At 46.4% G+C, this 26,236-nt stretch carries 24 protein-coding genes; 4 read left to right on the plus strand and 20 right to left on the minus strand.

Features of this window, described 5'->3' with window-relative positions; translation table 11 throughout:
* Positions 1–257: 257 nt before the first annotated feature.
* Together ACN6NF_RS17985 and ACN6NF_RS17990 are read left to right on the plus strand one after the other, a co-directional pair.
* On the plus strand, positions 258–521 hold the full coding sequence (locus ACN6NF_RS17985) for a YkgJ family cysteine cluster protein (protein WP_474319077.1): 264 nt from the start codon (positions 258–260) through the stop codon (positions 519–521).
* 35 nt (positions 522–556) lie between these two features.
* The gene (locus ACN6NF_RS17990; RefSeq protein ID WP_474318880.1) at positions 557–1,513 is read left to right on the plus strand and encodes an acetylxylan esterase; all 957 of its coding nucleotides are present in this window, start codon (positions 557–559) and stop codon (positions 1,511–1,513) included.
* Between the two features lie 139 nt (positions 1,514–1,652).
* Here the strand turns inward: ACN6NF_RS17990 and ACN6NF_RS17995 are convergent, their stop codons facing one another.
* The gene (locus ACN6NF_RS17995; protein ID WP_474318881.1) at positions 1,653–1,976 is read right to left on the minus strand and encodes a DUF3817 domain-containing protein; all 324 of its coding nucleotides are present in this window, start codon (positions 1,974–1,976) and stop codon (positions 1,653–1,655) included.
* A gap of 154 nt (positions 1,977–2,130) precedes the next feature.
* Between ACN6NF_RS17995 and ACN6NF_RS18000 the strand changes: the two genes are divergently transcribed.
* A complete protein-coding gene (locus ACN6NF_RS18000) occupies positions 2,131–3,135 on the plus strand; it encodes an LLM class flavin-dependent oxidoreductase (protein ID WP_474318882.1) in 1,005 nt (334 codons plus the stop codon).
* A gap of 321 nt (positions 3,136–3,456) precedes the next feature.
* Here ACN6NF_RS18000 and ACN6NF_RS18005 read toward each other — a convergent pair whose 3' ends face one another.
* The 4 genes from ACN6NF_RS18005 to ACN6NF_RS18020 all read right to left on the minus strand — a co-directional run bounded on the left by ACN6NF_RS18005 (position 3,457) and on the right by ACN6NF_RS18020 (position 8,819).
* Complete coding sequence (locus ACN6NF_RS18005; protein WP_474318883.1) at positions 3,457–5,070, minus strand: cellulase family glycosylhydrolase; 1,614 nt, start codon at positions 5,068–5,070, stop codon at positions 3,457–3,459.
* A 438-nt stretch (positions 5,071–5,508) separates the two neighbouring features.
* Positions 5,509–5,760: a hypothetical protein gene (locus ACN6NF_RS18010; RefSeq protein WP_474318885.1), complete on the minus strand. Its 252-nt coding sequence runs from the start codon at positions 5,758–5,760 to the stop codon at positions 5,509–5,511.
* Between the two features lie 163 nt (positions 5,761–5,923).
* Positions 5,924–7,684: a dihydroxyacetone kinase subunit DhaK gene (dhaK, locus tag ACN6NF_RS18015; RefSeq protein ID WP_474318886.1), complete on the minus strand. Its 1,761-nt coding sequence runs from the start codon at positions 7,682–7,684 to the stop codon at positions 5,924–5,926.
* Between the two features lies 1 nt (position 7,685).
* The gene (locus ACN6NF_RS18020; protein ID WP_474318887.1) at positions 7,686–8,819 is read right to left on the minus strand and encodes a glycerol dehydrogenase; all 1,134 of its coding nucleotides are present in this window, start codon (positions 8,817–8,819) and stop codon (positions 7,686–7,688) included.
* A gap of 189 nt (positions 8,820–9,008) precedes the next feature.
* On the opposite strand from ACN6NF_RS18020, the gene ACN6NF_RS18025 reads away from it, so the two are divergent.
* Positions 9,009–10,040: a PocR ligand-binding domain-containing protein gene (locus tag ACN6NF_RS18025; protein ID WP_474318888.1), complete on the plus strand. Its 1,032-nt coding sequence runs from the start codon at positions 9,009–9,011 to the stop codon at positions 10,038–10,040.
* Positions 10,041–10,134: 94 nt separating this feature from the next.
* On the opposite strand, the gene ACN6NF_RS18030 is transcribed toward ACN6NF_RS18025, so the two are convergent.
* From ACN6NF_RS18030 to ACN6NF_RS18100, 15 genes are all read right to left on the minus strand, one after another.
* Positions 10,135–10,800, minus strand: coding sequence for a hypothetical protein (locus tag ACN6NF_RS18030; RefSeq protein ID WP_474318889.1), 666 nt, complete (start codon positions 10,798–10,800; stop codon positions 10,135–10,137).
* A gap of 50 nt (positions 10,801–10,850) precedes the next feature.
* Entirely contained in the window at positions 10,851–11,783 is a 933-nt protein-coding gene (locus ACN6NF_RS18035) for a DUF2167 domain-containing protein (RefSeq protein WP_474318890.1), read from the minus strand.
* A gap of 581 nt (positions 11,784–12,364) precedes the next feature.
* Positions 12,365–13,141 carry a DNA and RNA helicase gene (locus ACN6NF_RS18040; RefSeq protein ID WP_474318891.1) on the minus strand — a complete coding sequence of 259 codons (777 nt, stop codon included), beginning with the start codon at positions 13,139–13,141 and terminating at the stop codon, positions 12,365–12,367.
* 17 nt (positions 13,142–13,158) lie between these two features.
* Positions 13,159–13,314 (minus strand): hypothetical protein, encoded by a 156-nt coding sequence (locus tag ACN6NF_RS18045; RefSeq protein WP_474318893.1) that lies wholly within the window; start codon positions 13,312–13,314, stop codon positions 13,159–13,161.
* A 60-nt stretch (positions 13,315–13,374) separates the two neighbouring features.
* A complete protein-coding gene (locus ACN6NF_RS18050; protein WP_474318894.1) occupies positions 13,375–13,887 on the minus strand; it encodes an RDD family protein in 513 nt (170 codons plus the stop codon).
* Positions 13,888–13,949: 62 nt separating this feature from the next.
* Positions 13,950–16,601: an Hsp70 family protein gene (locus tag ACN6NF_RS18055; RefSeq protein WP_474318895.1), complete on the minus strand. Its 2,652-nt coding sequence runs from the start codon at positions 16,599–16,601 to the stop codon at positions 13,950–13,952.
* Positions 16,602–16,632: 31 nt separating this feature from the next.
* Positions 16,633–17,322: an iron-dependent peroxidase gene (locus ACN6NF_RS18060; protein ID WP_474318896.1), complete on the minus strand. Its 690-nt coding sequence runs from the start codon at positions 17,320–17,322 to the stop codon at positions 16,633–16,635.
* Positions 17,319–18,638, minus strand: a complete 1,320-nt coding sequence (locus ACN6NF_RS18065; RefSeq protein WP_474318897.1) for a normocyte-binding protein — start codon at positions 18,636–18,638, stop codon at positions 17,319–17,321. The genes ACN6NF_RS18060 and ACN6NF_RS18065 overlap by 4 nt, the downstream gene beginning before the upstream one ends.
* Before the next feature lie 46 nt (positions 18,639–18,684).
* Complete coding sequence (locus ACN6NF_RS18070; protein ID WP_474318898.1) at positions 18,685–20,562, minus strand: serine/threonine protein phosphatase; 1,878 nt, start codon at positions 20,560–20,562, stop codon at positions 18,685–18,687.
* A gap of 22 nt (positions 20,563–20,584) precedes the next feature.
* Positions 20,585–21,415: a PP2C family protein-serine/threonine phosphatase gene (locus tag ACN6NF_RS18075; protein WP_474318899.1), complete on the minus strand. Its 831-nt coding sequence runs from the start codon at positions 21,413–21,415 to the stop codon at positions 20,585–20,587.
* Positions 21,416–21,450: 35 nt separating this feature from the next.
* Positions 21,451–21,978: an FHA domain-containing protein gene (locus ACN6NF_RS18080; RefSeq protein WP_474318900.1), complete on the minus strand. Its 528-nt coding sequence runs from the start codon at positions 21,976–21,978 to the stop codon at positions 21,451–21,453.
* Positions 21,979–22,042: 64 nt separating this feature from the next.
* On the minus strand, positions 22,043–22,591 hold the full coding sequence (locus ACN6NF_RS18085) for an FHA domain-containing protein (protein ID WP_474318901.1): 549 nt from the start codon (positions 22,589–22,591) through the stop codon (positions 22,043–22,045).
* A gap of 32 nt (positions 22,592–22,623) precedes the next feature.
* A complete protein-coding gene (locus ACN6NF_RS18090) occupies positions 22,624–23,073 on the minus strand; it encodes a J domain-containing protein (RefSeq protein ID WP_016818669.1) in 450 nt (149 codons plus the stop codon).
* 130 nt (positions 23,074–23,203) lie between these two features.
* Positions 23,204–23,629, minus strand: coding sequence for a hypothetical protein (locus ACN6NF_RS18095; RefSeq protein WP_007431573.1), 426 nt, complete (start codon positions 23,627–23,629; stop codon positions 23,204–23,206).
* A 119-nt stretch (positions 23,630–23,748) separates the two neighbouring features.
* The gene (locus ACN6NF_RS18100; protein ID WP_063212089.1) at positions 23,749–25,917 is read right to left on the minus strand and encodes a hypothetical protein; all 2,169 of its coding nucleotides are present in this window, start codon (positions 25,915–25,917) and stop codon (positions 23,749–23,751) included.
* Between the last annotated feature and the right edge of the window lie 319 nt (positions 25,918–26,236).

Genomic DNA, 26,236 nt, shown 5'->3' on the forward strand with positions numbered 1-26,236 from the left:
TATTAACCACTCGAACTCCTTTTGAACACACAGAGACCAAATGGTTAATATTACCACTCAATGGTACGCTGATTTGGGGGCTTGATACCATCCTACGTGCCTCCCAGATTATTTATGCTCTTTGTGTGAAAAGTGTGTCTCCTATCCGTTTATCCTTGTATTCCTGCTTTTTTTGTGCCATCCTCACATTATGGCTTCACTGAAGTCACTTCATGCATAAGTTACAAAAATAACAGATTATTAAGGAGTGACCCCCACTGGAGTGTCGAGTAGGATGTGCTGCATGTTGCATTGCCATTACGATTTCTTCCCCTATTCCCGGCATGCCAGACGGAAAACCCGCTGGTGTTCCTTGCCCTCAACTCACGCATGATTACCGCTGCCAATTATTTGGAAAATCTGAGCGTCCTGCTGTATGCAGTGGCTTTCATGCGGATAAGGATACATGCGGAGACACTAATGAAAGAGCATTTGAACTGCTGAGCGAGCTGGAGAAATCCACTTTACCGAGTAATGCCTAAGAGAACTCATTCTATATGAAGGAGAATTTTTGATTATGAATGTTATTGAAAAAAGAATTGCCGAATTGAAGCAGTACGTTCCCGATCTTACCACCCCCAAAGATATGGATTTATTTTGGGACAAAACACTGAAAGAAGTTCACGCCAAACCTGTACGTGCATTCAAAACGCCCGTAGAAACACCGTATCCTCATATGATGGCCTATCGGGTCACTTTTGAGGGGATCGATGATACGCCTCTGCATGCCTGGTATGTACGTCCCCGATTTGCAGGAGATCAGAAGCTGCCATGCATCGTTCTGTTTCATGGCTACACAGGCGGAAAGGGCTATCCTGAAGATTATTCATCTTGGCTAATGCTTGGTTTTGCTGTATTGGCGGTAGATGTTCGTGGTCAGGGAGGAGAAACGGGGGACCGTCGGAATGACCCTCACGGAACCGTTAAAGGCTGGGTCACGAAAGGAATATTGGACAAGGATACCTGCTACTACAAAACGATTACAACCGATGCCCTTAGAGCCGTAGACTGGGCGGCGGAGCAGTCCGATGTCGACTCGGCTAAAATCGCAATTAGTGGCGCCAGCCAGGGCGGTGGGCTTGCATTAATGGTGGCTGCACTCAGCGATAAAACTGCAACTACAGTGGCAGACATTCCCAATATGTGTCATATGGATTTTGGTATGATGAATTCTACCAGTTCACTGACTGAAGCTGCCGAGTTCGCTAACCGCTTCCCCGAGCATTTGGAGCAGATACTACATACATTAAGTTATTTTGACGTGATGAATCTGGCTCATCGCATTCGTATCCCGGTCATGGTATCTGTAGGGTTGAAGGATACGGTGTGTATGCCAGAGACGATTTTCGCTGCTTATAACCGCATTGAATCATCAAAAACGATTGAAATTTATCCGTTCACCGGACATTGGGTTGAAGGTTTCCACAGACGCAAGACGGCTGAATTTTTAGTTCAAACTCTAGCATTATATTGAGTTAACCTTTCCTCCGGTGCATAAAAAAAGAACACCACGCATCCATCTGCGTAATGTTCCTTCTACTGCATCGGAGCCAGTCTCGCTTCCACAGATAAGCTCCTCCACACTTCACAGCGAAGCACCTCTCCTGTAAAGTTTACGATGCAGTTCTCTGTTCTGCTGCCGAATCCCCTGTCCATTTGCGCACCCAAACAAAATCCATAATCATCAGACCAAACGGAATGAAGGATGCAAACATAATGAAAAGAGGCCGCCGTATAGACCAATGCAGTGCGGTTTTTCCATAGATCAAAGCGACGAGGAGCAACAGAAAGCTCACCCGGTATATGTTACCAATCACCATAACCGCCTGGGTCATGCCTGCAGCTTGCAGCGGCTGGTGGGTGAATAGTATCGCCAAATACGCTATAGCTTGAATCCAGAGCATGAGTCGGACACGCCCTAAAGGTGTTCTCCACACAATTGTAATCCCCTCTCCATGAGCAGAGATGTTCTCTCATCCCTTATGCATCCTTATATTATAACGAAAAGATGCCCAAACTCCAACCTATCCAATTTTGAATTTTGACCAAATGAGTTGTGTTTGATACAGTTGTGTAAGAGGTGATTGTAAAATGCTTAAACTGGGTATACTGGACCAGTCTCATATTCCTGAAGGCGGTTCTGCTCAAGATGCATTGTCTAATACAACAGATTTAGCGCGTGAAGCTGATCAACTGGGGTACAGCCGTTATTGGGTATCCGAGCATCATGCATCCAAAACACTAGCACACTCAAGTCCCGAGGTATTGATTGCCCATTTGGCTGCTCATACATCGCGGATTCGTGTGGGTTCAGGCGGCATTATGCTGCCACACTATAGTGCCTATAAAGTAGCTGAAAACTTCCGCTTGCTGGAGGCGCTCCACCCAGGACGCATTGACTTGGGAATAGGGCGTGCTCCAGGCGGTTTGCCGCTGGCTACTCGCGCATTGCAGGAAGGGAAATACCAAGCTGTCGAACAATATCCACAACAGATACTAGATTTAATTGACTACTTCCATGATTCGGTGCCTGACAATCATCGGTTTGCTGGTCTTCATGCCTCCCCGATGATATCGACCGTTCCTGAATTATGGTTGCTTGGCTCCAGCGGGGAAAGCGCCAGATTGGCAGCAATGATGGGGGCCTCCTATGCCTTTGCCCAATTTTTCGGTACTCCGGGCGGCGTAGAAGCTACCGCGCGTTACCACGAGCAATTCATGCCTTCGATTTTAGGAGATAAGCCCCATTCCATGGCGGCCGTTACGGTAGCCTGCGCTGAAACTGAAGAGGAAGCTGAGCAACTGGCGTCCAGTGCTAGTTTGTATTTCCTTTTACTCATGCAGGGTAAAGAAATGAATTCTCTTCCATCGGTGAAAACAGCCATGTCCTATCCCTATACAGAATTTGATCGTGAGCGGCTGCGTCAGTCCGCAGCATGGCGTGTTGTTGGTACTCCTGAGCAGTGCAAGGAACAGCTACTAAGACTGGCCGAGCAGTATCGTACCGATGAATTACTGGTCGTTTCTTCCATTCATGACTTTGATAAACGTGTTCAGTCCTACCGGCTGCTGGCCAAAGCTTTTAATTTGGTATAAACACGAATGAACAAAGACTAGTTTTCATTAACCTTAAAACCCCCGCCTGCCTATAAAGGCAACAGCGGGGGTTTGTTGTAGAGAGTTGGTTCATTAGAACCAACTCATTTGCACTATAGAAGTAATAATAGATACCACAAAAGTCGAACGTCATATGGTACTTTGGTAGTATGTCCATCGGAACCGATGTATAAGTTGTTTACTCCTAAAGTCCATCATCCATATACCAAAGGCGCATACGCTATACTTCATTTCTTCAAAAGAGTGCAACCAAAAGTCCCATCTCTTTACTATCCCAGCCAAGTTTGTCATGGCTGAATGCTAGGGTTCTATACCCCATACCAGCTTACCCTGCTGATATACGGTGCCATGGTCCCAGTCTGCGAATGCTGTTTGGGTTGCACCATAGGAGTAATCGTTAGTCTCATCAAAGTTGCTCCAATTTGCAGCATGAATACGGGATTGAATTTCCCCGGTTTCGCCGCCGGGCTGAATCGTTCCTGCTCCATCTGTGAAAGAAATTTCTACATATTTATCTGCCTTGGCCTTCGGATTTGGCAATGTTACAAAAGTTGCTTTTACCTTTTCGTTGCCAATCTTGGCCCAGTCTACAAAAAACTGCTGAGCTTGTTTGCTCTCATCTGTGTAATAGTAGCGAATTTTCAGATCACTCAACTTTACAGCTGTTTTACCCGTATTTTTAATGTTAAATTGAGGTCGGATTGCATTATCCTTGGCATTCGTATCATCGGTGCGATATTGAAGCACGATCCCTTCATTATTACCGCCTGGTGTACTTCCACTGTGATCGCTACCATTGTTTCCACCGCTATTTCCCCCATCGTTACTACCACCATTGTTGCCGTCTCCGCCGTCATTCCCGCTGCTTCCTCCACCATGACTGCTAGAACCTTCCAGAATCGCCTGTTTTACGAATTTTCCGGAAGCTGTTAATTGTGAATCAGGCCATCCACCCTTGCGATCGGCACCAGGCAATAGCGCAGCCGAGGTTTCATTTTTGTCAGCAAGCGACCAATTGGCCCAACTGATTTTACGACTAGCCAGAAAATCAGTCCATACTTTGGATTCATTCAGGAACGGACCACCGTTACCCGAAGCGTCGCTTGTCCCCCACTCGGTAGCAAAAATGCCTACTCCCTTGTTCAGTGCATAATCAACCCGGTCGCGCAAATATTGTCCATGTGTTCCCGCATAGAAATGCACGGTATACATTGTATTTTTGTCTGGAAGTGGATGGTCTGCTGCATCATGTACATCCTGACTCCAAGTACCTGTTCCTACAATAATGATATTATCCGGGTCCTTAGCTCGAATAACCTGAGATACCTCAGATGCATAAGGACGGATTTGATTGTTCCAGTTCACATTCCCATTCGGCTCATTAGCAAGTTCATAGATTACGTTAGGCAAATGACCATACTTAGTGGAAAATTCATTAAAGAAAGCTTTGGCTTCATTTTTATGAATGTTTGGATCGCCATCTGAGAGAATGTGCCAGTCAATAATGACGTACAGGCCCAGTTTCTGTGCTGCCTCGATTGCTTCCTTCACTTTATTTTTTAATGAAGGATTGGCAATATAACCGTTTTCTTCAGTGTACAACGCAACTCGAAATACGGAAATGCCCCAATCGTCCCGCAACCATTTCATAGTGTCCTGATTCACCAGATCCCCAAACCATTGGACGCCATGAGAACTAATGCCTTTGAGCTGTACAGGCTGTCCATTTTTATCCACCAGTTTACCGTTTTTTACTGAAAGTTGTCCGTAACGTTCCACAGGGGTCGTCCCGGCCGCCTCTGCTGTTGGCGCATTCCAGTTAAACCCATTCGTTAATGTTAATAACAACACTGCTGTTAGCAGTACTGCTACTCTTTTTGCGATCCTTGGCAGGACCCATTGCCCGTTCATCATTTACCCATTCCTTCCTTTTAATAAAGTAGATGAGACTTATCAGTACGTTGTTCTCCGCTTTTTTGTCCCCTCCTTCATACAATAAAAGGATCAGGTCCACATTCGATGTCACTTACCTGTATATGGATGCTACTACTATTATAGTTAGTTCCATGTTACATTTCGACTTTATGCCAGAAAATGAATAAGAAGTCATGGTTTTGGGATATGTACCCCTTAGTTAGCTACTGTAGAGTACTGAAGGGACAAAAGTCTCATTTAGTTATTGAAAAATTGGCCAATTTGGGCTGGTTAACAGGTTAAAAAGAGTCTCAATTGCAACTCTTTAACCTAAAAAAAGACTGCTTCCCGATGCCTAGGCTCGGTACAGCAGTCTTACCATGATCTTATATGTGATCAAATAATGTAAAAAAATCGTCTTAACGTATGATGTCCCTATTACCCCTTAGCGGCAGCTTGAGGTTCTTGGGTTGCCTGATCTTCGTTCATATCGCCGCCATCCGTCGCTTGATCTGTCAGTACAGTCTCAGATGAATTACCCATTACCTTGTCTATAAGTTGTATCCAAGGTTCTTCACTGCCTCCACAGCTCTCAATATCACCGAGCAGGGACTCTAGCGTGGTTCCTTCTTCTGGCAAATCAATAACTAAACTGTCTTCGTCAACTTGGATGGTGCAGCAGGTTTTCATTGTAAATCCCTCGCTTAATTCTTATTTGAGCATGCGGTTTGCTTGCTCAGATGGGATGAACTCCCACGGATCCAGGGATAAGCCATTTGAATCCGTCTGAAATTATAAACCTAATGCACCCCAATTGCAATGAACAAACCTTGAATTTTTAAGAATTAGCGAATTAGTTCAAACATTCAGCAAGCTCCGTAAAAATCACTCCAAGCGCATAAGCCCCCGCGTCGGGATAACCAAGGCTTCTCTCTCCGACCGCTCCGGCACGTCCCATACGCGCCACGATGTTTTCCGTTTTTTTGGCCCCTAGTACAGCGGCTTGAGCACCTCGTACAAGGGCGGTCTTCGCGTCAACATTTGATTTCACGCTCTCTACCCAGCTATCCGCACATGGCACTAATGCATCAATAAGCGTTTTATCACCCACGACGGCTCCTCTGCCGAAAGAACGTTCACCTGTCGACTGTATGCCTTGCACCGCAGCCTGCATCATATCCGCGAATTCGGCAACGGTCAGTTCGCTTCGTTCGCCCGCAGATCGTGCTGCCGCGCGAAATGCTGAGCCCCAGATTGGACCCGAAGCCCCACCACAGTATTCCATGATGACGAGCGAGCATGAATGTAAAAAGGTTCCCATCGTCAAGGAATCTTGGTCCAGGATGTCGTTCCATTCCCGTTTCAGCTGACGAAACCCCTTAGCAACGCTCATGCCAAAGTCGCCATCGCCTGCATGAGAATCAAGATCGCAGAAAGGCACCTCATTCTTGATGATAACCTCACTCATTTTGTCAACCAGGTAGATCAAATTGTTCAACGTAATCTTGTTATCCTCAATAACTGCAAAAGCAGGAGCGGTTTCCACCTCAAAAGATACTTGCCGATTTTCGTCTACTACAGTTGAAAGATCCGTGAATTCAACGTGATCTACAGGTCCAGACACCTTGAACGCAGGCGTGTTGCTTTTATGGGAAAGTAAGGTTTGCAGTTCGTTGTCCAGCTTCATGATCGAAACTGAGATGCCCGCCATATCGATACTTGTCATATAATTGTTGACGAATGCTCGATTGATCTTGATCCCCTTCGCTGCTAGTTCGCGAGTGACCGCATAATTGAAAAGATACAGTTCTTGCAGAGGCGTACCGCCAAAACCATTGACTAGCAGAGCGATTTCTCCACTAAATTCGTTTTCGATCTGCATGTCTCGAAGGAGATCGGTTACCATTCTGCGTGCCAGTGTATCCGCATCTGTCAGCTTCTCACGTCTGATTCCAGGCTCACCGTGAATACCAACGCCGTATTCGATTTCATCAGGCCCAAGCTCAAACGTTGGCGAGCCCTTCGCCGGCACGGTGCACGACGTCAATGCAAATCCGATACTGCGTACATTGGCCGCTGCTTTCTCGGCCACTGCTTTGACTTCCGCCAGACTACGGCCCTCTTCAGCCGCTGCACCCGCGATCTTATGCACAAGTACCGTACCTGCTACACCGCGCCGCCCAACCGTGTATAGGCTGTCTTCTACAGCGATGTCGTCTTCCACCTTTACATAATCCACTTCCAGACCGTCTTCAGCAGCCAGATGAGCGCCGTTTCTAAAGTTCATGATATCACCGCTGTAGTTTTTGATAATCAGCAGTGTGCCTTTTTTCCCAGCTGTCGCTCGGATGGCCTGATACACTTGAATTTGCGAAGGAGAGGCAAAGACATCACCACAAACCGCTGCATCGAGCATCCCCTTGCCGACAAAGCCGGCGTGAGCGGGCTCGTGTCCGCTGCCACCGCCGCTGATGAGCATTACTTTCTCCGTGTTCAGTTCCTTTTTCTTGAGCACTTTATATTTTGGTAGAAATTCCAACTCGGGATGCGCGAGCGCGATACCACTGCACATCTCAAGAACCAAATTTTCCGTACGGTTGATGACCTTTTTCATGCTATTTTACCTCCGCTTTGTACTGGCTGCCGATCCGGTCGGCCGCAGCAATTGCCGCTGCAACCTGCTCTACCGTGATCGGAAACGGCATGGCATGAATCGATTCCTCCTCAATGCAGGCTTTAGCTGCTACTTCCATGAGTTCTTCCTGGCTGATATGATCGACACCGATATCGGCCAAGCAGACCGGCAAACCGATGGTTAAACAGAAATCCAGTACCTGATGCAATTCCTCCGTCGGTGCGTTTTCGAGCACCAGCTGTGCGATCGTACCGAACGCGACTTTCTCTCCATGGTAATAGTGGTGTGTGCCTTCCAAAATGGTGAGTCCATCATGAATCGCATGGGCCGCAGCAAGTCCGCCGCTTTCGAAGCCAAGACCTGAGAGTAAAATATTAGTTTCAACGATATTTTCGAGCGCTTGTGTAACTTGATTTTCATCGCATGCCGCTTTGGCTTTGGCACCGTCTTTTAAGAGCATTTCATAACATAACGTTGCAAGTGCCATCGCCGCATTCGTCCCTACGGCTGGCGCACACTGCCCCTCGCGTACTCCGTTAGGCAGTCCAGCGTTGACTCTGGAATAAGAACGGGAGGTCGCACGGGCTTCAAAATAAGTCGACAGTGCATCACCCATACCTGAAATGAGGAATCGGGTTGGTGCATTGGCAATTACAGTGGTGTCGACTAATACGACACTCGGGCTTTGCTTAAAGTAAGCGTAATCGTCGAATGCACCTTCTGGAGTATAAAGAACGGCTGAGTGACTTGTCGGCGCATCCGTCGCAGCAATCGTCGGACAGATGATAAGTGCTTCCCCTTGTGCCACACATTTCGCCGCATCAATCGCTTTGCCACCACCGAGACCAACGATGCAATCACATCCATTCGCAGTGGCGATTTCCTGGAGTCGAGACACTTCTTGTCTGGAGCACTCACCCATAAAACCGCTTTCAATAAAGGTCACGTTATACTTTTCCGTAGTGGAATCAAGCTTATCTTTCACCCGCTCCACATCGGCTGGATGTGCGATCAGTAAAGCAGATTTGCCGAAGGTGCTCACATAATAACCCAAATTCAACAATTCGTTTTCACCTTGAACATATTTGCTTGGGCTAATAAATGCTTTTCTCATCTATAATTCCTCCCTTTAATTGTGTTGGTTTCGTTCTGATTAAAACTATAAACGAACCATGTGAACTTTACATTGGAGGAATCAAGGAATATATTATAATCTACAATCGTATTTTTTTGCACTGAAGCATGTAAATTGTATTTTTTTGTTGTTGCTTACAGGATAATTTACCATTAAGGGATGAGAAGCTTGATACGTGAACATTTGAGCATCCAGAAAATCTTTGATTTGAAAAAGTGGGAGCAGTTGCAGGATTCATTAGCATCCGTTACCAAATTAGCCATTCTCACCGTCGATTATAGAGGGAATCCCGTAACTAGCCACAGCCAATGCCAATCGTTCTGCAAGAAGGTTCGCCAAGATGAGAATCTCCTTCCCTATTGCCAAAAATGTGACTCTCGTGGTGGACTTGAGGCCGTGCGTTCTAACAAACCTTACATTTATCTCTGTCATTATGACATCGTTGACATCGCGGTACCGATTATTATCGACGATAAGTACATCGGCGCCGTCATGGCAGGCCAGGTTCGCCTGGCCGATCCTTCGAGCGCTTTACAGCTGGAACAAATCCTCACGTCAAAAAATGAAAAGCTGTACAGCTCCAAATGGGAGGAACTTAAGGACTACTATGCCGATCTGCCGACGATGACCTATCAGGAAATTCAGATGATCTCCAACATGTTATCCTTATTGTGTAATTATATTGTTGAAGAAGCAATGAACAAAAATCTACTCGCGGAAATGTTCGAAAAGGCTTCGGCCATACAGCCCAGTCCGCAGTTGTCTGATATCCTTCCTGGCTACTCGCTGAAGCATATCGAAAGTCTTAAGAAAGAAATGAATAATTTCTTAGCAGATGCCTATCTGAATTCCTCAGGGGATGAGGATATTCCGTGCGGAAATCCTATACTTAAACCCGCCTTTGAATATATTTATGAGCACAAGGGTGAAAATTTTTCTCTAAAAGCCATGGCTGACTTGTGTCACATTAGTCCAAGCTATTTTAGTCGGCTATTTGCGAAGGAAACGGGTGAGAACTTTTCCAGCTATCTTTCCCGCTTAAAGATGAGATGGGCGAAGCAGCTACTCGAAGCTACAGATATTCCTGTATCCCAGATCAGTAGCGAGCTCGGCTTCAATGAGCCGGGGTATTTTATTAAAATATTCAAAAAATATGAAGGCACAACACCCGCGGTATACCGAAAGTATTACAAGGGATAAATAAACGAAAAAACAGATGATTCATGGGTCTATCGTTACCATGATCATCTGTTCATAATAGTTTTGTCCAAGCTACATAATCTGTGTGTACTGATCAGGCTGCCCGTGATTGTGATTTGCGCTTAATCACCAGTTTAGTACTTGGTTTGATGGCTCTTTTGACGACCATCATTAAGGAAATCAATGCAATTACCCCCATAAAGATGGCGACCGGTATATAACCCGTATACGATATCAGCTCTACAACCGGGTACAGGATGGCAGGTACCCTGAACGAATACTCATCAGCCGTCTCCATATAATACGCCAGCCAGGAGAGAAAGCCCCCGATCAATAATGTGTATAGAAAAAAGACGATCGACGGTTTCATAGATGCCCAAGCTGTATTCGTAGATTGCTCATAAGTATAATCCTTTTTCATGTAGCTGTACAAATGCTGTACGAACGCGTCCTTTTCGTCACTGGCAAATTCCATTTTCACTTTTTCAGGTGTGGAGCTACCTGCTTTTGTATAGGTAAGAAGCAACGTATCATCAAATTTAGTCAAATTCGTTTGCACGCTTTCTATTGCATGTAATGGAATACAATAATCACAATGCTCCATTTCTTCCATCGTCACAGTTCCTTCGGAAAGCTGCACACTGATTGCTTCTGCCTGAGCTTGAGCCAAATCGGTAAGAATGGCATGAGGATGAAGAATAGCAAAACGTTTATTATCCAATTTATAAATTTTCGTTTTCCCATCATCATGAACGGACATACAAATCCCCCTTTTTATCAGCAATTTTATTATGGTGTGTTTCTTTAGAGCTACCGTAATGTTTCTGACTGATCCTGAGCATTCGTTTCATTGTGCAAGGATTCTGATTTTTTCTTGCGAAATAATTTGGCAAAACACTTGCCTATCACACCAAACACACCTACACAAGCAGCACCAATGAGGACGAGCACCTTAACTCCCGCGCCCTTAACAAAAGCAATGATTAATGCCAACAAGCCTACCTTTTTAGCTACTGCCAAACCGGCTCCTCCCAAGATCAGTCCAGTCAGGCCATACTCAGAAATTTTGTCTGTTGAAGCATTAAAATCCTCGTATCGCTCCCCTGATTTGACGGTCAGCTTGGGTAATATTTTCTCATTCAAAAACTTCTTATCCGCGTCCAAATGTGCAGGATCGGACACTAATATGGCAGAGATATACCCCTGACGAGTGAGCACGCGAACATTATAATTAATCAGCTTTTCCTTGTTCCCATCCTCCGCCAGCATAGACCAGGTTAGATTATGGGTCGCTTCATTATAAAAAGGCTCCACATCCCAGCCCGTAACATACAGGCGATCACTTTCCGCTTTTTCCTTGTTACTCTCTTCCGTACCCTCTTTATAACTATCTAGAATAGCATCTGCATCGATGTCTTCTTTTTCATCATCCTTGATATGTCCAAGTTCATAGTATTCAAAAACAACTTCCCAATTTTGATTTTCATCCTTCGGAAATATACTCCCAATTTCCTTGCCAGATGGCTTCTCGTGATTCATCTCGCTTACCTTCGCAGTGTTAGCCGCATCCAAAAAAAGAAGTGATGAGTCTAAATCAACCGCAGCCACATTTCCCAGGTCTACCTTTCGGCCACCCTCAATCCATTTTAATTGTTCACTGGATGAAGCCCACGCATTTCCTCCACTGAGTAACACCAGACTAAGCGCCAACAGCGCTCCCAAAATCGTTTGGCCCCATCTCATTTTGTGGTTACATCTGTTATCTAGTCTCTTGTTCAAAACTCATTACCCCTTTATAAATTCCAATATCTCCCGTGTCCCCAACCATATTAGCCACTGCTTTATATTTTGTCAATTCACCGTAACAAAGGGCGTTTGCAAGACTTAATACTCATTTTTATACATATGTATGCAAATTTTCTACTCTAATCGGACTGGTTTTACAAGGTATGGGAGGAGCGATATGAAAAGACTCATCATGGACAAGCACAATTGCGCAATGGCTGCAACTTATCCGTTCAAGTCTCTCTCACTTATGACTTCTTAAAGGACGTATTCCTTGATAAGACAACTTTGTTGACCTCAAGCTTAGTCTCAAGCACATCCATCTAGCCTATAAAATGTCGAATTTCAGCAGGTTAAAGAATGCATACTTCACCAAACAAGCGACTATAGTCTTAGTGACTTTATTCCTGTTTTTTATACATATGTCATCTTTTTTATTTTAAAAAATGTATAGGCTTACACCAGATTGATTTAACAAATGCTGGGGCACAGAAGTAAAGATAGAGGGGGATGCACACTCCACTCCTCTATCTGATGTTCTAATCCACAATCATCCGTCCAGCACCACCGCCCTGCCAGCGGCCTGTTGTGCGCTTCCCCCGTCCGGCTCCCTCCAAAATCAGCACTAGCTGCCTATGGAGCTGAGCATGTGAATATTCCTTATATTCCGCACCATTTCGGTTCGCAATATAATGCTGGATAGATTCTCTGTCCATAGCCTCCAGGTTCAGGCACATCATAGCAAACATACAATCCATCGGATCGTTCGTACCGCTTTTGAGCAGCTCGGATGCAAAGTAGCGCAACGTTTCTGGACGTAATGTACTTTGATACAAGCCCGCAAAGGGGGCATGGATATCACTCCATGTATTGAATTCAGTAGCCATATCAGCAAAATCCTGATAATTGGAGCGAAGCACAGCTCCATCTTTGAGTTTGAATCGACCCAACTCCAGCTCATCCAATCCGATCTCAGCCTCGGCCTCTAGCACAATATCTGCATGATGCACGGTGAAATCCGGGCGATCGGTTTGTTCCAAAAATAGCAGCTTCAACACTGATAGCCGCCCCGTAGCCACATATGGAACTTCCTGCTCTTGCTCCAGCAGGTATAATCTATTTTTATGCTTTACAATGCCTCTGCCTACGATCAGCGCATGTTCCCCGACGGTCACATTCATTCCGGTAATAATACCATCCGAATAATCCTGATACCGGATATCCAGAAAGCTACGGGGGTAATCCCGCAAATTTTCCAGCATTTCGGTTTTGAGAATGCGACCTTTTTCAAACTTTGGAACGATATGCGTTAACATGGGGTTTCCTCCTTTCTCTATTCTTCTTTATTTAAGGGAACAGATAGCCGATTCACACCAGGCGCAGGAGGCGGAACAATAACTTCTTCATCGGTGGTGGGTGGAGCTTTACCTACTCCAAGAAATCCAATAAATAGGCGACAATTCTTTTCTATACATCTGCGTAAATCCATCGTGCTCCCCCTGATTAAAGACCGAGATTCATTATAATCTCAGAATTTATTGATCTACCTTTACATCCCGGCTCCGCGTTGAGCCTGCTCGCGCAGTATATAATTCAGCTCGCGCTTGTCCACAACATAGGTACGGGCAATCAGATCGTGAAGAGCCTGTTTTCTAGCCGTAAAGCCTGCCATGATAAAACCGATCCACAAAATGATACTCGATACAATTTTACTCCAGTAGCGGGCACTCGCACGCCCAAAGCTCAGCTTTTGGTTAAATTCATCTACTACAACGATACCAAGAGCCAGCTTGCCCACCGTAGCTCTGCATTTGGACGATTCCATGATCGCAAAATACAACCATGAAGCCCCCAAATTCATCAAAGTTTGTCCTAATAGTTGCATAGTAAAAATAGCAGTCGCCCCGTCTGTCAGCATAGAGGTTTCTGCCGGAGATGGCACCCAATCTCCAATGGCCTGAATGATGATCCAGACCAGTCCGATGATCATAAATACAAATCCTAAAATAAGGCTGTCAATAATATAGGCCAAAGTTCGTTTCCAAAAACCTGCATACAGCATGTTATTTCCTCCATGTGTTGTGTGCTTTTCTGATTTCTGCATTTTGCAAAATCCTTAATTTATTATTTCGTGCCGTCAAAGAAATCCAGCTCGGAGAGATCATTTTCGAAGGCAAAAAAGTGCTTCGGACCCAGATACAGCAATTCATCACGGCGAGTAATCGGTACGACATAGAATCCCCAACGACTATCCCCGACAAAAACAAAATATTTCGTTTCCTCATTGCGAATGGAGTCCGTATCATCCTGTGGGATATCCCGGCCGTACAGCTCTTCGATTTCCTCATACGGCATGGGTTCAAAAGCATCTGGCTGACTGCGGTATACATGGCGCTGACGAAGCTTGCCCCCGTTGGCCGTCAGGAAAAATTCCACTTCGACCGCTTGAGACGGCCGGGATATAGAACCGCGTATCCGATTGCTTTCCAAACTCGCAATCAGTTCCTTCTCACGCCCCGTATGCGTCCATGCGCTGACCGTATACGGAATAGCCGGAATATGATTGATAATGACAGGCTCAATGGTTCCCATTTTTTTAGCGTTCAGGTAACGGATAGCCCCACGCAGGCAGGCCATTTTCAATTCAGGTACCCGGCTTAGGTCTTCTGCCTTTTGTCGGAACTCAATACTGCGCCCAGGCACAAATTCCTTGAGTGCTTCGCGGAACACGTCTATCCGGCAGGACTGCCCGGTCAATTTGATAATCGAATAATCCTGCAAGCGCCCCTCCAAATAAAAATCATCCAGAAACTTACGCACGATATTGTAGATATCTGCCTTAAGCAGCTGCTGTACTTCACGAATATTAAACACCACATCAGGCAAACCATATTCATCACGGAACCGTCCGTTCTCAATGACCGAAACCAGCCAACGATCCATTACAGCAATGTTCAGGTCGCTTTCAGCAGATAATACCTGCTCGGATTCAAAGCGGCTGCGCAAGATTCCCGTACGTAGAAAAAATTCCTTTTTCATATTTTCTGCTGCACTCCACAACAGATGAAAATTACTCAGTACCCGTTGATATTCATCCCGTGTAGCATGCTCATACCGTTTGAACGCGGTAGGCAAGATCGCCTCTGCCTCACGATAGCGTTCCTCCAGCCCTGCGTATACAGCATCTACCCCAAACTCATCCACATGACGGTACAAATCTCCCGAAGGAATGCCGATCAGAGCATCAATATCAGTGTCAGGCAAACGCGTCTCAGCAGCATAATAACCTGCAAATACAATTTTCATAAACTGCATAATCCGATACGTCAGATTATTTCCACCAAAATTGGTATCCCCATTTTCATACGTTGTGTGAATATCCAGCTTGTAAGCAATACGTCCATCTTCAATCCGGAAGCGGCAGGAAGACAAATCAGTCGTGCCCCCACCACAATCAATGACAAGTGCCTGATACTCCTCACCGTCTGCAAAAGTTCCTCGTTCCATCTGGTCTGCCAACGTGTTGTACAGCACTGCCAGCCCTTCGTCCAGCGCGTCCTCCGCTTCAATCCGATAATCGGGCAAAATATCGCTAAACATCTCAATAAACTGGGGCTGCAGCTTGACAGGAGCAGAAAAGTGTAAATTGCGAAATCGACACTTAAATTGCTGCTCGGCTGTAGCAATCACATAACGGATAAACGCTGCTAAAATATCGCTGCGGGAAGCGGTTGCTGTATTTCCCTCAGAATCCATTAATTCTTCGATTCGCTTATAGTCATTGACCCAACGTTTAATTCCCCGCAATACCGTGGCACGGCTACCTGCCACATCGCTTCCACGTAATGCCTCCTCCCCAAATGCATAAACGATATGCTCAGGATTGGAGCAGTCCGCGACGCGAATAGCGGTCGGCAACACTTCGATCCAGTCGCCTTCCGTACCTTCTGGACCAGGGAATGATACATAATTGATGGCGTCCAGCCTTACTGTGCTGCTCATCCCTGTATCAGGGGCCGTAACGTAGGAACTATCCAAATAAGCACCTGCCGTAGTGTTCGAGGTGCCAAAATCAATCGCCAGTACCGCATCGGTTGTTTCCGTTCCCCGAATGATCAGCTCTGCCACCGGGATTCGGTGACCCTGAAGTTTCAGCGGTAGCATCGGCTTATCTCCATAGTAGAGGTTATAAAAATATTCTGACTCCTGTCTTCGCAGAAACAGCAAGCTATAGCTATGATTGGACGTCTCTCGCAGTTCAGCATCGCGGTGACGAGAAAGATAATATACGCCTGTTCGTCCCTCATCCTTCACCAAATTTAAAACACCACATAATTCCCCTGTCGCATTCACCAGCAGCACATTAGATGAGCTCAGCCAAGGCAAATCGGATTCGATCCGATAGTTGTCCATGCGACCTGTGCGCACCCCCTGATACAGCGTGATTTTGGCGGGAACCCGGATACCGCCGCTCTCCTGCGGGCGGTCATTCCAGTTGCGCTGTAGTGCCAATTGTATACGTTCAAAACTGCCAGGATTGGGTCTGGTGATGAGTAGATGCTCCTCCGCGCTACGAAATCGCAAAATTACGCGAATCAATTCTTCACGTGCCAGACGATTCGCAAAGCCCTCGACCAGTCGCTCTTTATCACATATCCCGCGCAATTGAAAGGTCGTCATTTGCTCCAATTCCGCCCGCGTGTATTTGGTTGTGAAGCGAGCGCTTTTTCGATCGGTGAGCGGGTCTAGCAACCTGTATGTATAGGGTCCGTTCATCGTTCACATGTCCTTTCTTAGCCATTTAGCCTTAATAGAGGGCGATAGCGTCAATTTTCATCGTAGGGTCTTCCTCCAAAATGCCGAAATGACTGGTCCAATACAATTCCGTCGTAAACCGTGCTGGAAGAAACAAATCGAGAATCAAATCCACTTTGATTCGTGAGAGCATCGTCTCCTCCTGACCAATATATATGAGCAGTTCGTCTTTTTCCTCACAGTTGGTGTAAATGATCGAGCGATGGAAGACGCGACGCATCGTTTGTTTTAGCAGATGTACGGCTTCCCCCGTCTCATACAGGCGCAGCAGGCCTTCAGCAATCGCGTCCTGTTCCTCACGGTTTAATAGTCCAAAGGCTTCCTTTACCTTCGGGCCAAAGATGCCATCCGCAATATCACGCTGAACAAACTTTATATGATACTCTCGTCGATTCATCCCTTGATACAAATCGATCTCCGCCAGAAAATGCATCATAATATCAAATAACGATTCTCTCAGCTCCAGATCATCTGCTGCATCCGGTGGAAACAGATCCCGAAAAATAGAATAAAAGCGGTAGTACGGATTAATCTCCACTACCTGCTCCAAATGGGACGTATTCAGCTCAGCCAAGCTAAGTTCCATATACGGAGAGTAGCTGACAGCGGGTACGAAGCGGAATTTATCTACATCCAGCCCCTGTTTCCTTGCACGCATGAGCAAATCCCAAACATAATTCACACCCATTCTCCTTCACACTTGTACTCTGGAAAATACATCTGCACTTCTGACACCAGAAAGCTCATTAAATCGGACAAAATGTAAGCAGGTGTGGTTGGCACAACATCCTCAGAACCACGTCTGAACCCCAAACGCATGATCTGCTTGCCATCCTCTGTCCGTACATTATCGCTAACAAACGGATTTAACGGATACGTCTGAGTTTTGGTTACAAGGTTGCTTATATCATTTCTCCCTGCACCTCCCCAGATGTCCACACGCTCTAGCTCTAGCCCCTGTGCCGCTTCAAACGAATTGACGATGCGCGTGATCTCTGCTTTGGCCCGGACAATCACGGCCTGTTTCCCAGCATAGCGACCCAAAAAGCTGTCCTGCCGCCGATTGGACAATACGGGATAAGTCTGACGACTAAGCTTGGTTGTAACTGGTTTCGTAACCTTCAACACATTCCATTCGCCAGATTTATCACGTGGTGTGACAATCGTCAGTTCCTCTTCTGTCCGCTTGATATAGCGGATATCGCTTTCAGCCCCGTCAATCAGGTAACCATGCTCTGGTCCTGTTTTACGCAAAGGCAGCACATGCTCGTAGTTCACACGATCTATAGCTGGTATAGGAAAACCGCTGTTCTTTAGAGCCAGTCTTTCAATGTTCCATAGCGGGAAAACATCGGCTTTCTTATAAACGTCGAATTCCTCCAACGAAATGGTGATTTCATGAATTTCTTCATGGGCAGCCGGCTCACCGTCCCCACCAATCAATACACAGTCCACAAATTTATAAGCGTACGGGTGATTAATCGTTTTCCACGGCATACCATTTTGCATAAATGTATGATACAACTGCTCAATCTCCAACATATAAGAACGATTATGCTCCAGACGAAAACGAATCGGATAGTTTCCGGTTTCCATGACCAGCATTCCTGAGAAAATACGTTTGCTGCGTACCAGTGCCGAGATTCGTTCGGTCTCCATTTCGAGAAAAAGCGTAAACAGCGGCATCTCCCCGCCTTCGCGCACCACCTCTGCCACACGACTGATGTCTACCTGTTTTTCTACTGCATCGGAGGGCAACACAGGATATAAAAATTCATGAATCGGGTCATAGTCCTCACGCGATGTCAATGACACATACACATCAAACTTTTCTTCCGTATTCTCAATTTCCTCAAATACCCGCCGTTCTAGCTGGCGGGTCATTTCTTCCTGATATTCGACGAGATTCATAAATACCCCCGCCATCATATTTTTCAGTAAACGTCTCTGCTCTAAATCATCCATCTTGCTCAAACGATCTTGTACCAGCTCTTTCACGACGTCTCACTCCTTTCCGGCTCCAGCATTCAATGAACATAAAAACTTATTTCCCGTTCGCAGCAGCCTGATCCTGACTCTCTGAATTCGACGCCCCGACTGCTTTAGAAGCAGAATCAGCAGTTCCTTGCTCTTTGCTGGTGTCCACCTTGGTCGAAGCGGCATTGCCATCCCCCGTACCACCGCTTTTTGCAGCCAGAGAGGCTTCCTTCTTCGCGGGCGTAGTACCGGCTGAAGCCGTCGGCACAGTCTTCGTTTGCGATGCTGTAGCAGAGGTTGCCGCAGCGGAAGATGGAGCTTCGCTCGCTGCGTCTCCAGCATCCGTGTCGTTCAACACTCCGTCAGACAATCCCAATCCAGCAGGAAGTTGTCCATTTTTCTGCTGCTCCGCGCTCTGCTTTTCCTCCGCCTTGGCTATGCTCCGCTCCAGCGCCAGAACACTTTCGAGCTTATCAATCTCCTGATAAATCTCCTGTGCCCCGCTATAAGCATCAATGGCCCCTTCATAATCGAGATCTTTCATCAGCCGATCCCCTTTGGCCTGAAGCTTGCCAGCTTGAATCTCCTTGAGCTGCTGCTGAATAGCTGTCAATTTATCATTGGTCTCTGTAATCTTCTTCTCCAGCTCTTTTTGCGCGGACGTATAACCGGATTCCATCGCAGCCTTGTTGGCTTTTTTGTACAGCTTGAGTGCATTTGTGTAATCACCACCCTGGAATTTTAAATCTCCGTCCTTCATCCAGCTCGCCGTCTCGGCATAGCTGTCCAGTTGGTCGATTTTATGCTCAATGTCCTTCACATTAAATGGTGGATATAGCCCGGCGCTTTTCCGTGCTTTATCGTAGCTGGCTTCAGCTTTGGTAAAATCGGCCTTTTCCACATAGCCGTCTCCGTCGATCATCAACTGAGATACTTTCTGCTCTGCCGTGTACAACCGCTTGTGAATTTTATCATTAATCTTAACTGCCGCGTTTTTCGCTTCACTGTAGGATTTGAGCGCTTTTGCATAATCGCCAGCCCTTGCATAATCATCCGCGGCCTGAGCCGATTCGATCATCGTTTCAAGCGCAGCCGCTTTGTTCGCAGCCATACGCGCCAGTGTAATCCATGCTCCCCCACCCACGATTACAAAGGCGAGCAACGCAATCAAGATCCGTTTGATCAGCTTACGACGGTTTTTAGGCTTTTCCTGAAAAACTTTGTTTACATAAATGGCAGCAGCCGTGTAATTATTCACCGTCCGGCGCTGTTTGCTCAGCAGGACCTCTTCCAACGTATCCGTTAGCATACCCGGGTCCTTCGCTTCCTCCAGCGCACCTAGCATTTCCGCCAGTTCAACGTCCTCCCACATCCCGGATGTAGCGAGCAGCATGACATCTCCATCTGCAAGCTGTGTCTTTTTGGCGTAATGGGCATGAACCCCATTCGGATTCCCGAGATATTCCAGCAGATTCCCCCGTTCCTCGTGTGTACTGGTCGCTTCGTCTGGAATACGTCCATCATCTGCCAATGACTGAGCCAGGCTATGGTCCTTGCTGCGGAAATTAAGCCTTCCATTGCGAAAATGATATAGCCGCACATTACCGCACGAAACGTACACCATTTTATTGTAGTTGGTCACTACCATCAGCAAGCTGGCCTTGAGCCGAACGCGGCGACTTTCAAATTGCAGCCATTCCTGCGCTTCACGCAGATCTCTCATCAAGCGCCGCTTGGACATGGAAGGCTTCTCCATAAAGTTTTCCAGCACCGTTTTGACAACCATTTCTGCGCTGCGCAGCTCCTGATCCGAATCCATACCGTCTGCGAGGACATAACAGGCCATGTCGTCCGTCTCCATGAATGCAAAATAGTCCCGGTTGTCTATATAAGAGCCCGCTTCCGACACAAAGGCGGTACTAAAATCGCTGTTGTCCTTGCGCATCGCTACCCCCGTCTTTCTTGTTTCATCCTATCGCCAAAATAACCACTGTCGCATTATCCTGACTTTTAAACCCTTTATCGTTGATGGTGTCGATCATGGCATCCGCCATTTCCTGCGGTGTTCCGCCCTTGCGCATGATCTCTTCCTGCTCAATCTCCGTCAGCGCCTCCGAAATGCCATCACTGCACAGCAGCACATAATCACCCGAATACAGACGAATCGGCGCACTCCCCAGTTCCATGCTCTCAAAACCTTCATAACCCAAATAGTTGACCAGTTGATTACGTACAGGACTCGTTTTAGCTTCCTCCGAGGTCATTTGTCCAGCAAGCACTCGTTTCTCCAGCAGTGTTTCAGCTGTATGCTTGGAATTGACAGTCTGAAAGTGACCATTGCGGTAAATTGTAATCAAGCTGTCGCCCACCGCTCCGTAATACAGCTGATAGCCGCACACAATGACCGCCGCGAGCGTCGTTCCCCCGCCCTGCCCATTCAAATTTTGCAAAATACCGCGATTGCTTTGGGTTGCCGCCTCTGCAAAATACCCGTTCAAATTCGTTGCATCTTCTAACTTGGCAAATGCCTTCGTAAAAGTCGTCACAGCCAAGGTACTGGACATGCGTCCATTAGCTAGCCCGCTGATCCCATCTGCAACAACAGCCAACGTACCGACAGGGGTGGTCATACTGGAGAAATAATCATCCTGCTCGCTCCGGCTCCCGATCGTTTGCCCATTTCCAATCTCAATTCCACTCACGATACGGCTGCCGGAACTTCGCGTCAGTCGTATACGGATGATAAGAAGAACAGCGAATAGCACCACAGCTCCACATACAACAAAATAAGGCTGCATCTCGTTACCTCCCTGCACTATTGCCCACTTCCGTTCTAATTTTCGTTATCCCACTCGAAATGAGCGCCGCACAGCGGAATAAAGATAAATTTGCTGCGCCCGAGCTGAATCACGTCATAAGCAGCCAGTTCCACTGGTGAATATACCGCCTCGTTATTGTGATACGCCAAGCCTGACGAATCGCCTGGCAGCAAGTAAAAGTTGCGTTTTTTCGGATCATACACAATGACCGCATGATTTCTGCGGGAAATCGTGTTGTCTCCGATAATACGGACGTGCATTTCTTCTGCGCGCCCGATAAAATTTTTCTCCGCCATAATGCGATAGTCCTGACCCACCTGTGCTCCTTCGATACATACCAGCCATCCGGTTACCGGGTGAATCCCCACCGTCTCGCCTAAATACGGCATGGTTTTCTCATCGTCTCCCGCAACGTTTGTTTTCGCTGCTGGTTCGGTGTTCTTGGGTGCGGCTATATTTACTACTGAATTACAATATGGACACGTATTTCCGTGCTTTCGTGTACTGAACATGTGTCCGTTCGGGCATCTTGTCAAACTCATAATCAGTTCCTTCCCCCATTGTCTTGATTGTCTTTACAGCGATCTAAGGATTGTGTAATTTCTTCTATTTAACGAGCAGCCTGGTATTGGCAATATATAATAAATCACCTGAGTAAATGCGGTAAAGCTCGCCACCTTCCAGCTTCTTGGTGACACTTTCGTTCGCAGACCGTAGCCCAGTCCCATTGCCAGAATCCACATCCTCCACAAACCAGTCGCTGTTTACCCGGTTGAGTACCGCATGCTCCACACTTACCAAGGAAGCATAATCTGTACCTGCTAAATCAATATCCGCCTCAGAGCGTGATGTTGTTTTGCCGATTAACAATGATGTTTCGCTTTCGATGTACCATTCTTTAACAGACTCACCCTCTTCATCAATCAACACCAGCTTGGCAATCCGTTTACGCTCTGCCTTTGGCTTGGGCACAGGTACCACGGACACCAGATTGCGCAGTATGTATACAAGCACGCTAATCCCAATACCTATCGCGACCACAGTCTTCAAACCGCTGTAGCCTGTACGATTAAACACATAAAAGGCGATCGCCAGCATCAGCCCGAACATGGCAACATCTATGATGAAAACCCATCTGCTCTGCGCCGTTTTCACTGCTTGCTTCCCCCGTTTCTATCCTGAAATCATCACTTTTTACGAATACCAAAAAATTGGTTGAACATGGCTGAGGTATCCGTCGGATCACCGGATTTTTTCGTTTTTTTCCCTGGTGAGCCTTCCTTCGTTTTCGGATGAAAGCCGAAAAATTGCTCAAAATCAGTGCCTATGTCAGCCGGATTGAATCCTTTAGCTGTCCTGCGCGTACCGCCTGAAGGTGCTGCCCCTCTCGCTTTATCCTGCTGTTCTCCGCTAGTTCCCGTAGCTTTTCGGATGAGCTCAGCATCGTATGCCTGCCGCAATGCTTCGTCACGCAAGGTATTGTAAGCCTCGTGAATCAGCTTGAACTTGCGCGTTGCTTCCTCGCTTCCCTGGTTGGTATCAGGATGATACTTTTTGGCCAGTTTACGGTAAGCTTGCTTAATCTCTGCCTCCGAAGCATCCCGGCCGACACCGAGCAGCTCATAGTAGTTGGTCATTGTCTGATGTTCCCCTCTCCGAAAAAAATAAATATTAAGAGACCCGTAGGCCTCTTAATATTTATCCACCCTTCACGTATGCGCCGGGTGAGTGTGTGTTTAAGCTGCGCTTAACGTTAAGACGTCAAGCTTAAACCGGATATCCGCCGTCGATAGTAGCCAGCTCGGTTTTGTCTTTCTTTTGTTTGATGTAGAGTGTAAACGCACCTACACCTTCTGTGTCACCGAAGTGCTCGTTGTAGTCTACAACGAAAGCATTCGGGAAGTAGATTTTACGCACCACTTGATCTGCTGCGATAACTTCCAGTGTTACTTTACGGTAGCTGTCTGCTTTTTCAGCAGGAACCAGAGACCACAAAGCCAGTTTCAGCGTGTCATCCGCGCTGTCACCGTCTACTGCTGTGATGATTTTACCGCTGATACGCAGCGTGGAGCCTACGTCAGTGGAGCGTGCATTGGAATCGTCCGGTGTATCGGTGTCATAAATAACCGTTTGGATGTTATCCAAGCCCAGCTCGATTGTTTCTTGTCCTTCTACTTTCAATCTGAATCCCATGTGTGTTGCCTCCTTGATATTAGGTAAAATGATGGCGGAAGAAGCAGTGCTTCTCCGCGATTTATGTATAAAGGCGGTTCTGGATAGAAACGCCTCTACCATCTTTCGTAGTGCTCGGATCATGATTTGACCGAGCTGGTTCCCTTAGTGATCATGACTTCCAGGTTCTTCACATTGCCATTGAAGACCAGATCGATATGGCACATATTGCTTTTCTCGTCAATAATGAAGCTCATATCGTCTCCGTCCTGAATGATTGAGTTCACAGAACCTCTGCTGCTCAGCCACTTGCTCTTCTGGCTGCTCGGATTGTTACTAAAGAAGCGGACGATATTTTCGTGCTTGAAGTCTCCTGTTTGGTAGCGCAAAATACGTTCAATGTACGTGCTGACCAGCGTTTTGTAGATGGAGTCAAAGCCGTCCTCGGACATCGCCATGCTTCTTGCCTTGTAGACAGTAATCCGGCGGATATCCTTATCCTGAATCTGTGCATTCTCGGATGAGAATACAAAGCCGAAGTTTTTACGGTTGATGGCATCCTTGATCGTGTTGGTGAAACCGGTGATTTCCTTGGCCATCGTCGTTACCGTGCGCAGACTGTTGTCTCCCGCTTCGATGTCAAAGCGTACACCAGGGAAGTTTTTATTTACTGTCTTGAATGTTTCACGCAGGTATTCAGGACACTGATAGGCAGCGACCAAACCAGCGGCCACATAGGCAGCGCCCACATATACGCCCTCGATCCACAGCTTGAGAATATCTTCTTTCTCCTTGGAGAGCTGCACACCATCTTCGGTCTGTAGCATCTTGCTATCAATAATGACACCCGATTTATCCTTGGGAATAATGGTAAAGTTCGGTACACAAGGAATCGCAAATTCGCTATATTCTCTACGCACAAGACTGGCGCATTTATCGACATATTTGTCGATGCCTGCTGTCGCCATACTGTTGAAGGTCGTCTCTTCACCGGATTCAAAGTTAAAGAACATTTGAATTTTGTAATCCTTCACGACTTGCAGCAGCATCGAAAGCGATTCCATTGAATTTCCGCCCTGCTTTACGACCTTCTCGTTGCCCTTAAAGCGTTCACGAGAAACCTTTACCTTACCGGCTGCTTCCAGCTCGATCGATGGAACGATCCCGAACCAGATGGTGTCGCTGAATTCATTTTTGGCATTCACGGTGTTCAGGTACGTTTCCAGACGCGGGATATTGCTGCTTTTCACCAGCATGTCCAGCTTGTTATTCGCCACCAGCATTGTCGGCAGCATCCCTTTGCTCTTCGTCGCATATTGGTCGAAGAACATTTTGACACCGAGGATTTTTTCTACCAGCGGCTTAACTGCCTTTACGAAATCATCCTTGGCATTTTTATAGAACTCCAGATACGTGTTGTAGTTCTGAACTTCAACCGCTGTGTCAACCTTGGTCTGAACAGCTGGAAGTGGCACAAACGTGCGAACCACCAAGTCCTTCACATAATCAGATGGCGTATCTGTGATAGAGTTATAATCTTCTTCGAATACTTGGGAGAGATCGCCAGTGCTGTTCTCATCCAACAGCATCAGCTCAGTACTTTCGCTCTTCGGCGCTTCAATAATTTTCAGTTCGCCGCTTTCCCCAATGGAGAGCATACCCACCTGGATCAACTCACCGGCGTTTTCCTCTTGGGCGCCACCGAGCAGAAGACGGGTTTTGATGTCCTCAATGGCCAGTGGCAGCATAGCCATAACGTTGTTATAGTTCTGGCTCGCTTCCTCAAACATGGCATTCAGCTTGTCACCCATGTCGAGTTTCTTCGGATCTCCATCATCCAGCTTGTCGTATTCACCGTACATATAGTGAATTTCTTTGCGGACTTGACGAATATCATCCATAACCTTTTTCGGTGAAATCATATCCAGCAGATTTTCAAACTTGAAATCTACATTGGTGATTCCTTGACTGCGCTTAGTATCAATGAGCGTAAACAACATTTTCAGAAAATCATTGCTTTGATTGATACGAATTTCAGAAATGCTGTCTTCATCAATTCCCTCAGGCTTTTTAAGGGTGTAGACGACCTTTTGATTGGCCGCGTTAAAAAATGAATACACGGTCGGTGAAAACTTATCCAAAAATTCATCAAAGCTGCGCACCAGCAGGTGCTGATTAATTTCCTTGATCTTCTCATCGCTCAAGCTGTCGATACCCTTCACATCACCTACAATGGTGATCAGGTCCAGCTTTTCCGGGTTAATCTCTTCAAAAAGCATTGTCCGGTTGGTTTGATAAATGATTTCCATCGCTGTCGGCAAATGAATAAATTATGAGTTATAGGTCCATTGCTCCATATCCGGACATGGGATGTCCAATTTGAAACGGACGAATAATCATTTTTAGTTCATTTGCCTCCCCCCCCTACTTAACATTTAAATTTGTCAAAGGATTGAGCTTATACCACATTTACGGTACAGGCATATAACCTCGAAAATCGATCCGAAGCGCTATTCGGCTTTTAACGGCAAAGCATTCAAATGAGATAAAATTCAAAATCAAAAGTCATATAACACAGAAATTTCAAATTTATGATTTCGTATTCCTAACTTCAATCCCAATTTTTGC

The sequence above is a fragment of the Paenibacillus sp. TSM33 genome, assembly GCF_056099025.1.